The sequence below is a fragment of the Oligella ureolytica DSM 18253 genome, assembly GCF_000373745.1.
GTDB classification, from domain to species: Bacteria; Pseudomonadota; Gammaproteobacteria; order Burkholderiales; family Burkholderiaceae_B; genus Oligella; species Oligella ureolytica.
This window is the reverse complement of the sequence record NZ_KB892328.1, coordinates 1-10,629: the sequence shown is the minus strand read 5'-3', so window position 1 is coordinate 10,629 and position 10,629 is coordinate 1. Positions and strand designations below refer to the sequence as shown.

The 10,629-nt window shown below is 46.3% G+C and carries 7 protein-coding genes, 2 pseudogenes and 2 CRISPR repeat arrays; of the genes and pseudogenes, 2 read left to right on the top strand and 7 right to left on the bottom strand.

The features are described 5' to 3' along the window. From B092_RS15485 to B092_RS0110650, 4 genes are all read right to left on the bottom strand, one after another. On the bottom strand, positions 1 to 104 hold a 104-nt coding region (locus B092_RS15485; protein ID WP_156813073.1), incomplete at its 3' end, for a helix-turn-helix domain-containing protein. Positions 105 to 201: 97 nt separating this feature from the next. After that, positions 202 to 563: a CRISPR direct-repeat array (repeat unit 32 nt; unit sequence GTCGCGCCTCACGCAGGCGCGTGGATTGAAAC). Between the two features lie 84 nt (positions 564 to 647). Next, positions 648 to 1,338: direct repeats of the CRISPR family, unit length 32 nt; unit sequence GTCGCGCCTCACGCAGGCGCGTGGATTGAAAC. Positions 1,339 to 2,218: 880 nt separating this feature from the next. Continuing rightward, the gene (gene xerC, locus B092_RS0110660) at positions 2,219 to 3,193 is read right to left on the bottom strand and encodes a tyrosine recombinase XerC (RefSeq protein WP_018575229.1); all 975 of its coding nucleotides are present in this window, start codon (positions 3,191 to 3,193) and stop codon (positions 2,219 to 2,221) included. Between the two features lies 1 nt (position 3,194). Next, positions 3,195 to 4,829, bottom strand: coding sequence for a bifunctional peptide-methionine (S)-S-oxide reductase MsrA/peptide-methionine (R)-S-oxide reductase MsrB (msrAB, locus tag B092_RS0110655; protein WP_018575228.1), 1,635 nt, complete (start codon positions 4,827 to 4,829; stop codon positions 3,195 to 3,197). A 30-nt stretch (positions 4,830 to 4,859) separates the two neighbouring features. Further along, entirely contained in the window at positions 4,860 to 5,759 is a 900-nt protein-coding gene (locus B092_RS0110650) for a lysophospholipid acyltransferase family protein (RefSeq protein ID WP_018575227.1), read from the bottom strand. 211 nt (positions 5,760 to 5,970) lie between these two features. Between B092_RS0110650 and B092_RS0110645 the strand changes: the two genes are divergently transcribed. Both B092_RS0110645 and B092_RS0110640 read left to right on the top strand, forming a co-directional pair. After that, positions 5,971 to 8,178, top strand: a complete 2,208-nt coding sequence (locus tag B092_RS0110645; RefSeq protein ID WP_018575226.1) for a TonB-dependent receptor family protein — start codon at positions 5,971 to 5,973, stop codon at positions 8,176 to 8,178. A gap of 143 nt (positions 8,179 to 8,321) precedes the next feature. Beyond that, entirely contained in the window at positions 8,322 to 9,233 is a 912-nt protein-coding gene (locus tag B092_RS0110640; RefSeq protein ID WP_018575225.1) for an SEL1-like repeat protein, read from the top strand. On the opposite strand, the gene B092_RS0110635 is transcribed toward B092_RS0110640, so the two are convergent. The 3 genes and pseudogenes from B092_RS0110635 to B092_RS14235 all read right to left on the bottom strand — a co-directional run. Then, the gene (locus B092_RS0110635) at positions 9,213 to 10,136 is read right to left on the bottom strand and encodes a bile acid:sodium symporter family protein (protein ID WP_018575224.1); all 924 of its coding nucleotides are present in this window, start codon (positions 10,134 to 10,136) and stop codon (positions 9,213 to 9,215) included. The genes B092_RS0110640 and B092_RS0110635 overlap by 21 nt on opposite strands. Before the next feature lie 11 nt (positions 10,137 to 10,147). Beyond that, positions 10,148 to 10,390: pseudogene (locus B092_RS0110630) on the bottom strand (chromate transporter); the annotation flags it as partial. A 19-nt stretch (positions 10,391 to 10,409) separates the two neighbouring features. Beyond that, positions 10,410 to 10,629: pseudogene (locus B092_RS14235) on the bottom strand (RNA-guided endonuclease InsQ/TnpB family protein); the annotation flags it as partial.

Below are 10,629 nucleotides of genomic sequence, written 5' to 3'. Positions count from 1 at the left end.
CTTACGGTGTTACGGGAAATACCGAGCTCATCACTTATTGCTCTAATGGACTTGCCTTGTTTATGTAATACGTGAATCGTCACGACCATCTCCTGAGTTAACATAAGCGGCCTGAAAAACCGCTAGTTTATTAAACTAGTGGGTCAATATTCAACCGTTGATCATGGGTTATTATTACATTGGTGCCAACAAGGATGTTCTGTCGCGCCTCACGCAGGCGCGTGGATTGAAACCAGCGGATAGAAACAACGCTCACGGCTTTGGCTCGTCGCGCCTCACGCAGGCGCGTGGATTGAAACTAGCGGCATTGATCCACAGTCAGCTATGCGGCATGTCGCGCCTCACGCAGGCGCGTGGATTGAAACATATTTTTACTCATAAAAATTGCACTCCAATTATGTCGCGCCTCACGCAGGCGCGTGGATTGAAACAACACGATCGGTAGGCGCATTGGCGCGATGACGCTGTCGCGCCTCACGCAGGCGCGTGGATTGAAACAGAAGATTGTGGGGATACCTTTGCCCGTGTTACGTCGCGCCTCACGCAGGCGCGTGGATTGAAACAATCGCTTTTAAATAAGGGTCCAGTATAGAACGTCAACTACTTTGTCCGGCGCATTGACTCATCATTTTTGCTACTTTCCTTAAGTAGTTGCCTCACGCAGGCGCGTGGATTGAAACGGCTGTAGTCTGGATATGTTCAGGCTTGAACTTAGTCGCGCCTCACGCAGGCGCGTGGATTGAAACTTCACTACATCGTTTGTCTCCATAAAGTGATTTAGTCGCGCCTCACGCAGGCGCGTGGATTGAAACATCTTAGGTGGTTTATTAGCCTTTATTGCTTTCGTCGCGCCTCACGCAGGCGCGTGGATTGAAACCTGGCACTCTCGTTTTGTCGGAAAAGATGACGTGGTCGCGCCTCACGCAGGCGCGTGGATTGAAACGCAAAGTGCTTTTTGAGCAGCATGGACAATCCGGGTCGCGCCTCACGCAGGCGCGTGGATTGAAACAGAAAAAAAACATTGTATCTATTTTTGTTTTGTGTCGCGCCTCACGCAGGCGCGTGGATTGAAACTTCACTACATCGTTTGTCTCCATAAAGTGATTTAGTCGCGCCTCATGCAGGCGCGTGGATTGAAACAGGTTTAGCGATGTTAGAGCAAGTAACGACCGCAGTCGCGCCTCACGCAGGCGCGTGGATTGAAACAGAGCTACCAGATGTTAGGCGTGTAGAGGTTTACGTCGCGCCTCACGCAGGCGCGTGGATTGAAACTTCCGCCAAGCCAGTGCGAGTAATTACATCAACGGTCGCGCCTCACGCAGGCGCGTGGATTGAAACTAATTTAGTTAGCTCCTGTCTTCAGCGTTTTTCGGGGTACCCGACTCATCATCTTTTAAATCAATGGTTTAAGCTAAGAACGAGAGTGTCTTAGGGTGTCCTAACGCTGAATACTGGAGCCATGGATTTGCTAATTTCAGCAATCTAATTGCTCAGGCTTGATATTAAGTGCCTTTGCTATTTTTTTCTAGTTGATAATGTAGGGTATAAAGAGTTTTCAAGCTGGAATATGCAGATTGAGAGATGCCTAAGTTTTTGGATGCTTGAGCTTGAGTCATGCCTAGATATTCTCTCCATGCTTTTGCAGGCGTATAGTCTTTGTCAAACATAAGGTCAACTATTTGATTTGGTACGCCATGCTCAAGATTGATGATACTTTGTTGTATTAGTTGTAAGTAGTCCGCATAAGGAAGAACTACATACTCAGGCTCACCCTGTTTTTACGGATTATTTGCTGGTTAGTATGTGCGTTCATCACGTTTTTTTACGTTTGAGCAGTAAGGCATATCAGTTAGTAAATTAATTTTTTCGAGGATAAAGCTTATGAGAGGGGATTTTCAGCAATCGTCTCACCGCCCTAGGCTGATAAATTATCTTATTCATTGATTTACTATAAGATGATTATAAGATTTTCGCAGATCTATAAGTAAAACATAAGTTTTCTTTGTGAAGTTATAACGGCAGCCTATCGATAATTTCTGTGGCTAGAACCATTTATCCTCTCGAAATGACTATTTAAATTGTTAAATTTAAGCTAGTGAGTTTTGGGCAGTCCCTTGTATGGAGCGACAATTAACTTGTCCGGTCGTATTGACTCATACCCAAATGCCACCGAACTAATTGTGGTTGACCTTCTATGAATCAGTCTTAGCTATAGCCCTTAGCTAATCTCTTCATCAGAAGGTTTTTTGTGCGCCCTTGGGTGTGCCGAATCGTAGACTTTTGCCAGATGCTGAAAATCTAATCGGGTATAAATTTGCGTGGTGGAAATATGGCGGTGCCCTAAGAGCTCTTGTACTGCACGAAGGTCTTGCGCAGATTGCAATAGATGACTGGCAAAGCTATGGCGCATCATATGGGGATGAATGGAGGAGTCAGCGCCGGTTTTGATAGCCATTTCTTTAAGGCGAAGCTGTACTGAGCGCGGACTAATCCGTTTGCCTCTGACACCTAAGAATAGAGCGGCTTTATCACTGTCGTCTGCTTGGGGCGATAAGCAGCTGTGGCGTACTTCTAACCAATGGCGGATCGCTTCAGCTGCGGTTTCACCCAAAGGGACGATACGTGTTTTGTTGCCCTTACCAACAACTTTAATTTCTTTTTCTGTTAAGTCTAACCAACCTTGGGACTCATAGCGCTCAGTTTTGTAATAGCAGTGATCTAACTGTACGAGTTCCGAGAGTCGTAGCCCGCTACTATACAGCACTTCAAACATCGCTACATCGCAAAGACTTTTAGGTGTATTGTCGCTAAGTTGTTGGCCGCGATCTAAAAAAGTGGTGGTTTGGTCGACCGTCATGGCTTTAGGAAGCGCACGAGGAATTTTAGGTGTTTTAAGATAAGCGGCAGGATTGACTTTTAAGTCACTTTGAGTGCTTAGCCAGTGATAAAAAGATCGCCAAGCCGCTACAATACGCGCTAAAGAACGAGGGCTATAGTCGCGCGCATGCAGACGTGCCACTGCGCTACGTAACAAATCATGGGTGAGCTCAGCGAGCTTTTTATCCGGAAAAAGCTCAAGTAATAAGTTTAAATCGCGTTGATAAGCGGCAATGGTGTGTTCAGAGCAACGCTTTTGGCTGCGCATATACTCTAACCAATTGCTAAGCTGATCAACGCTGGTTTGTTGAGACATTTTATTTGTCGCTAACTAAGGGCAATAAGTCACCATAGCCAGCTGCTGCCATTTCCGCTTTAGGAATAAACTTCAATGATGCACCATTGATGCAGTAGCGTAAACCACCGCGATCACGCGGACCATCTGGAAATACATGTCCTAGGTGAGCGTCTGCGACACGGCTACGGGTTTCGATGCGCTGCATATTATAGGTAGTATCAAGGTGCTCAGTGACTACCTCCGGCACGATAGGTTTTGTAAAAGACGGCCAGCCACAACCGGAGTCGTACTTATCATCTGAACTGAATAAAGGCTCACCACTCACAATATCAACATAAATTCCCGGCTCATAGAGGTTGTCATAGCTGTGGGTAAAAGCTCTTTCGGTCGCGTTTTGTTGAGTGACTTGGTATTCCAATGGGCTCAGCTTTTGGCGTAACTCCTCATCTGATGGTACGCTGTAATCAGCTGGATTAATCCGGATTTCACTCTTTAGATTTTGCATGGTTTGGGTGTTTTCACCGCTTTTCATTTCCAATTCAAACTCCTCTTTTTCTAATGGTTGATCCACTAGGTTTAAGTCAACATGGCAATACCCGTTGGGATTTTTTGCCAAATAATCCTGATGGTATTCTTCGGCGACATAAAAAGCATCTAACGCCTCATTTTCAACGACTAAAGGCTTTTGCCATTTGCTTTGTTCACGGGCTAGTGCAGCGGTAATTAAAGCGGCATCAGATGCGTCGGTGTAATAGATGCCGGTACGGTATTGGGTACCGCGATCATTGCCCTGGCGGTTGAGACTGGTCGGATCGATGATACGGAAAAAATGGCGTAAGATGGTTTCTAAGTCAACGCGCTCAGGGTCGTAAACTACTTTGACCGTCTCTGCATGACCGGTTCCCATGTAAATTACCTGTTCGTAAGTCGGGTTTTGCGTATTGCCATTGGCATAGCCTGAGATGGCGTCTAAAACGCCGGGAATGCGTTCAAAGTAAGCTTCTACACCCCAAAAGCAGCCGCCGGCTAGATAAATTTCTTTACTGTTCATAAGATTGGACTTGTCCTTTTGTTGTTGAGCTGTGTCAGTACTCGGTCTATAAAAGGTGGGGGCGGAACGTTGAATATCAAAGTCTTTATCTGCGATTAGGCCTAAGGCCTGCTCTTTGGTGATATGACCTTTGATCACGCGCTGTAAACGACCTTGTGCGTCAAGTAAAGCCCAGCTGGGGTAAACCGATACACCGATTTCACGAGTTAAATCACCTCCGTCATTGACTAACACCGGTAGATGTTCAATATTAACCCCCTGATACCATTGCCTAAAATCCTTTGGGCTCTGCTCTTTTAAATAACCGGGAGACGCGAGAGTGACAATATCGGTGTTGGAAAAATCGGGGTCCAGCCGCCAATCACGCGTTTCTTCAAGTGTTGCTAAGCAAAGAGGGCACCAGCTAGCCCAAAACTTTACCAAGGTAGGGCGGCTTGTTTGTAAAAACTCAGTGGCCTTGACTCCCTGAACATCATTGAGTTTTTCGAGACGTGGGCCGAGATGCTGCTTTGTGCTGAAGCTAAAACTTTGAGCGGGCAAGCTGAGTACTGTTAAGGTCAGAAATAAGATACTTAGAAAAAAGTGAGGTATTTTTTGCACCATGACTCTCCATGCATAAGTGCAATTACGCACTTATTGGTAATAGGTTGGCTCGTCCGGATTGGGACGAGTTTTGAAGCGCCGATGAACCCAATAATATTGACTTGGGTCACGCAGGATCAGATCTTCAATCAACTCATTAACATACGTCGTTGCTTCTTCGACCGATCGACCTCCGAGAAAGTTCTCTAGTGGTGGTAGAACTTCTACTTCGTAATGGCCGGTTTGTCGATCCCAATAACTATAAATCGGAATAATTGTGGCCCCCCATTTTTCTGCAAGTACAGCAGTCGTTGGTAGGGTGGCGACAGGGATGTCGAAAAAAGGAACAAAGATACTACCCTTGCGGCCGAAGTCCATATCAGGTAGGTAATAGACCGGGAAGCCTTGCTTAAGATATCTTAGCATGCCTCGTACACCGTCTTTACGCTCGATTAAGTGAACTTTATTAAAGCGTGCCCGACCGTCGCGAATAATTTTATCGATATCGGGCTGGCGTTGGGCTGTATAAATCGTTGCGCTCTCCGGCACAATCATTGTCATACGAGAAGCGGCTACATCTAAGCCGACAAAGTGTGGCGCTAAAAGAATAATCGGTTCTTTATTGTCCATCGCTTCTTGTAGATGATGGAAGTTTTTTAAATTCACCTGCTGTTTGATTTTTTCTTCATCACCATACCAGATAAAGCCTCTATCCACGATGCTTTGACAAAGAGCGCGGGTATGTTGCTTTTGCCACTCTGTGCGTTGCGCTTGTGTTGCCTCAGGAAAGCTCAATTCAAAATTCTTTTTGACAATAGCAATACGTCGCTTCATGACAAGCGGGGCAATGAAATTTAAAAAAGCGCCTACTCGTAATCGATTTTTTAGGGATAAATTTCCTAAAAAATTAAATAAACGATTAAGCACTTTGTAGGTAAAAGAGTGACTCATAGTGATGAATTTAAAAAGGCACCGCTACTTTCTCAATATTTCAATAGCTATGCAATGTAGCAGTATACAACAAGGCCAAGTTTGAGCTAAATCAAAACAGGTAAATTCTATCAGCTATCACTCTAATAAGGTTGCAAATGATAATCATTATTGATATATAATAAATAGATATATTTTATATATATCTTATTGTGTAAAAAGAGGAAAGACGATGAGTTTTCAAGAGGTGAGGGGTTCGGAGTTAGGTTTTGTCGTGAAGCCTTTAAGTCGAGCGGTTTATTCAGGGTTTTGGCTGATGAGTTTAGGGCTAGTCAGTGTAGCGTTATGCAATCAGCCAGCGTTGGCCCAGGAGGAGTCCACGGCAGCTGTTAATGAACCGGTGGCTCTACCGGCGCTTAGTCTACAAGTGGATGCAGCACGCGGGCTTTCTATGCCTAGGACCCCTGCTGCTTTAGAGCAGTCATACAGCGCAACTGCAGGCGGTGCCGGCGCATTTAAACCTAATACGACAGGTAGTCAGGCGACTTTAAGGGATCTGATCGGTCATCAGCCGGGGGTTACCTTATTGGATTTCTTTGGTGGTAATGACCACCCAGTGATTTCAATCCGAGGGTCAGGTATTCAGAGTCAGCCGATGTCACGTGGGATTAATTTATTAGTGGATGGCTTGCCGTTAAATGATGCAGATGGTTCTTTTCATATGGGCATGTTGGAGCCACGTAATAGCAGTATGATTGGCGTACGTCGTGGTGCCAATGCTATAAATCCAAGCTCTCAGACCTTAGGGGGAGAAATGGACTTTCTCAGCCATACCGGTGCGACTGAGACTGGTGCTTTAAGCCTTCAATATGGTAGCGATAGCACCACAGCTGCCCGATTTGCTATTGGCCGTGCGTTTGATACATGGGACTTTCATGTAGCGGCCGGTGATCAGCGTACCGATGGCTTCCGCGACCACAGCCGTCAACGTCGTCAGTCGTTTAGAGCGAATTTAGGTGTGTATGGTAGTGGTTGGGAAAATCGCACGTGGCTTTCTTATACTCATCAGAATTTTGAAATTCCGGGCCCGCTTAGTCGTGATGCTGCTCTAGGTGATGATACTTACAAGGGGACGACCAATAACTTACCTATTAGACCATTGCAGACCGATCCACAACGACGCACGGAGGGTTGGCGTTTAGCGAATATGACCACCTTGTACTCAGGGGCTTGGACTCATAGTATCGGCGCTTATCTTCAACGCACAGACGATCGTTTTATGACGCCGGCTCAAGTATGGGAGATGGATTTAAACACCTTGGGTTTGCAATATATGGCAGATGCACAGTTCGAACGTTTCTCCTTTGGTGGTGGTTTGAGTTATAGCTACTCATCCGGAGATTTTGATGTGTACGGTAATCCTAATCAGCCGATGATGCCGGTGCAACAGATGCATCACCAAGAGTATGGCGTCAAAGCAGACAACTTAGTTGCTCAAATCCGTGGTGCATGGGAGTTGGTGCCGGACTGGACACTTAGCGGGCAGCTGCGTTTTGTGCATACAGGGCGTGACCTACATGGCCGACGTAGTGGCCTAAATGGCTTGCAGTCCTTGGCTGATAGTTGGAGTTGGTTGTCTCCTAAAGTTGCTTTATCGTGGGAACCCAATGACACTACCTTGCTTTTCGCTAATGTCAGTACAAGCCGTGAAGCTCCGACGTTAAGAAATATGGTGCAGTTTGCAGGGCCCGTTGGGGCACCGGTGTTGGGGCCTAATGGTCGGCCGATGTTCAGACGAGGATTGACATATGTACGAGAATTGGAGCCACAACGTAATCTCAGTTATGAGATTGGTGGTCGAGGCTTATTTAATCAGCAATACGGCTGGGATTTTACACTCTATCATGCCGATATCGAAAAGGAGTTGATTAGCTACTCACCGGACGGTTCTAATACCTTCGTTTATAACTATGAGGGGGATACGCGTCACCGTGGTGTCGAGTTAGGCTTAACAGCTAAGTGGGATGTCGGCGCTAACGGTAACTTAGCGGCACGATTAGCGTATACGTATAATGATTTTACGTTCCGTGACGGTATGTATGCGGGGAATGATATTGGTGGCTTACCGCGTCAATACCTGAGCCTTAATCTGGATTATCGTTATAGAGACTTTACCTTTGGCGTGAATAGTCGTGGTGCCATAGGCTCATCGTATGCAGACCACGCCAACACTCAGAAGATGAGTGGCTATTTCATCTTAGGCGCTCATCTGAGCTATGACGTTGATAAAGACTCTAATGTTTATATTCAAGTAGATAATATAACGGATAAGCGTTATATCTCGTGGACTACCACACCGGCTCAAGGTACAGAATATCAAGATATGTACTTCCCGGGTAATGGCCGTACGATTACTGCCGGGGTTAATTTTAGGTTCTAATCCCAAACAGAGTAACTCCTAGAGTACTAATGTCTGCCAGTGAATGCGCGCGATTGGGAGCAGTGGTTGCCTTGACTGCAGCCACTCCTCTCTGCTCTTTGATTTGTTAAAATAGCCTAATTTATTCCCTTTAGAGCGGTGATATGCGATTTTTTCTATTGATTTTTCTTTGTGTGGTCGTGTTCTTTTATGTGTCATTTAACTCCGAGACCAAAAGGACAGATGCGCTTTACGAGCGTGCTGAGACGGGCGATGTCATGGCCCAAAAGCAGCTGGGTGCCCAGATGCTGAGTGGTGGTGGCGTTGTTCAAAACTACGCTGAAGCTGAGCGATGGCTTCGTCAGGCTGCGGAGCAGGGTGATGCTGAAGCTCAGGGTCTATTGGGTGTGATTTATCAAAATGGCCTAGGCCAAGAGGTCGATAATCATGAGGCTTTTAAGTGGTTCAAGCTATCTGCTGAGCAGGGGCTGCTGGAGTCGCAAAGCTTTTTGGCGGCTATGTACGAAGAGGGTAGAGGGACGGCGATTAATTATGAGGAAGCGGTGAGATGGTATTCACTTGCCGCAGATAGGGATTATGCTATTGCCCAAAATAGCCTAGGCATGATGTACATTGTTGGGCGTGGCGTGCCTCAAGACTATGGCAAAGGGCGTGAGCTAATTCGTACTGCGGCGGCTCGCGGTTATCCCAGAGCTCTTTATAACTTGGCCTATATCAATGAGCATGGGGTTGGTGGTGATGTTGATATGGATAATGCCATTAAATTTTATAAACAATCAGCGACACAGGACTATGCTGACGCTCAGTATCGACTAGCTATGCTGCACTTAGAAGGCCTACATGTGGAGCAAGATAGCGAAAAGGCGCTAACATTCTTTAGCCAAGCTGCTGCACAAGATCATGCAGCAGCAAGCTATGAATTGGGGCAAATGTATTTACAAGGGCGAGGCGTACAAGCGCAGTCACAGCAAGCGCAAGATTATTTTAATAAGGCCTGTGATTTGGGTGAGGAAAGAGCCTGTGACGCCCTACAATCAACGATGTTTACTCAATAGTTTAGCGGCAAGCGGTGAGGTAATCATTTGAATAACCGCAAAAAAAGCTGCCGGTATGGCGATTTCTCGGGGTAGGTCTGAGGCAACCACAAAGGCTGCAGCGATGCTAAATTCTTTTTTACTGACAATAAAGAAATACGCAATGAGCTCCTCTTTATCAGTAATAAAAAGCTTAGTGGTGTAGGCCAAGGCATAGCCGATTAAATTAAGACTAAGCGCAGCCAAGGCGATTATTACAGCATACCAACCATAATTAATAATGGTTTCCGCATTGGGTCCGACCACGGATAGTAATAAGCATAAATACACGACGGACCCCAAAGCTGCGTAGCTATGATCATAGCGCATGATTTGTTTTGGGAAGCGAGTGCGCAAATACACCCCGGCTATGGTTGGTACCACCACAATAAAGATTAATTCCACAATAATCAGCGTGACAGGAACCGCCAGTTCTACACCGGTTAGCAGTAAAAACAAAAAAGGGACGATAAAGGGGGCGAGCAGGGTATTGACTGCGTTAAGTACCGCAGCTAAGGCAACGTTACCACGCGCTAAAAGTACTAATAGCGGAGCGGATACATCGGTCGGTAATGTGCCCAGCAATGTTTGTCCCGTTGCCAGATGACCACTGCCAAAAAATAAACGACCGGTCAACCAGCCGGCGAGCGACATTGGGCCATAGACTAAAAACAGCGCCCAGAGCTGGCGGTTAGGTCGTTTTAATACCAATTTAACCGCTTTGGCATCAAAGGTGAGGCTAATCACAAACATTAACGTGGCTAATAATACACCAATGTATTGTTCTAGAAAAATACCGGCAACCGGCCAAATTAGGCCTAACGCAGCAATTGCAATGGCCAGAAACAAGAGATTAATTTCGATGAAGTTGAGTAGAGAGCGCATAAAATGATTGCTTATGAGGTAAGCCACAAAACTAGCCAAGGTGGCAGTTTCCATGCCATTAGCGCGGTTAGGGCGATCAGTGCAAAGGCAAAATCTTTGGGTGTCTGAATGGTGTTAAACCATGCATAGCGATAAAGAGCAGCGAGTAATAGACCGACAACCGCCGCATTGACACCCATGAGAGCGGCTCGGATAGGCCGATAGCGACGAAGTTTTTCCCAAAATGGTAATGCCCCGGCGATTAATAAAAAGGAGGTTGACATCCTCCCCGCCCTAAAGAACGGGGATTCCTACGGCGTTCAGGCGACCATCGCCTGACTCGCTTCGGTGGGTTCTTGGCCCGACGCCCTTACCTACAGGCGAAGTCTCTGCACAAGCTAACCGGGCGTGTCCCGCCCTTAACACATTGATCGCGCCGACTACGTCAGCGTTTTCCTCAAAATCACAGTCCATACACTTGAAGCACGCTTGGCTACGCCTATTCTCCTTGGCA

Bases quoted from the DNA above. Each gene is read 5' to 3' on its own strand.
- B092_RS0110650 (WP_018575227.1), bottom strand. From the start codon at position 5,759: ATGAGTCACTCTTTTACCTACAAAGTGCTTAATCGTTTATTTAATTTT.
- msrAB (WP_018575228.1), bottom strand. From the start codon at position 4,829: ATGGTGCAAAAAATACCTCACTTTTTTCTAAGTATCTTATTTCTGACC.
- B092_RS0110645 (WP_018575226.1), top strand. From the start codon at position 5,971: ATGAGTTTTCAAGAGGTGAGGGGTTCGGAGTTAGGTTTTGTCGTGAAG.
- B092_RS0110635 (WP_018575224.1), bottom strand. From the start codon at position 10,136: ATGCGCTCTCTACTCAACTTCATCGAAATTAATCTCTTGTTTCTGGCC.
- xerC (WP_018575229.1), bottom strand. From the start codon at position 3,193: ATGTCTCAACAAACCAGCGTTGATCAGCTTAGCAATTGGTTAGAGTAT.
- B092_RS0110640 (WP_018575225.1), top strand. From the start codon at position 8,322: ATGCGATTTTTTCTATTGATTTTTCTTTGTGTGGTCGTGTTCTTTTAT.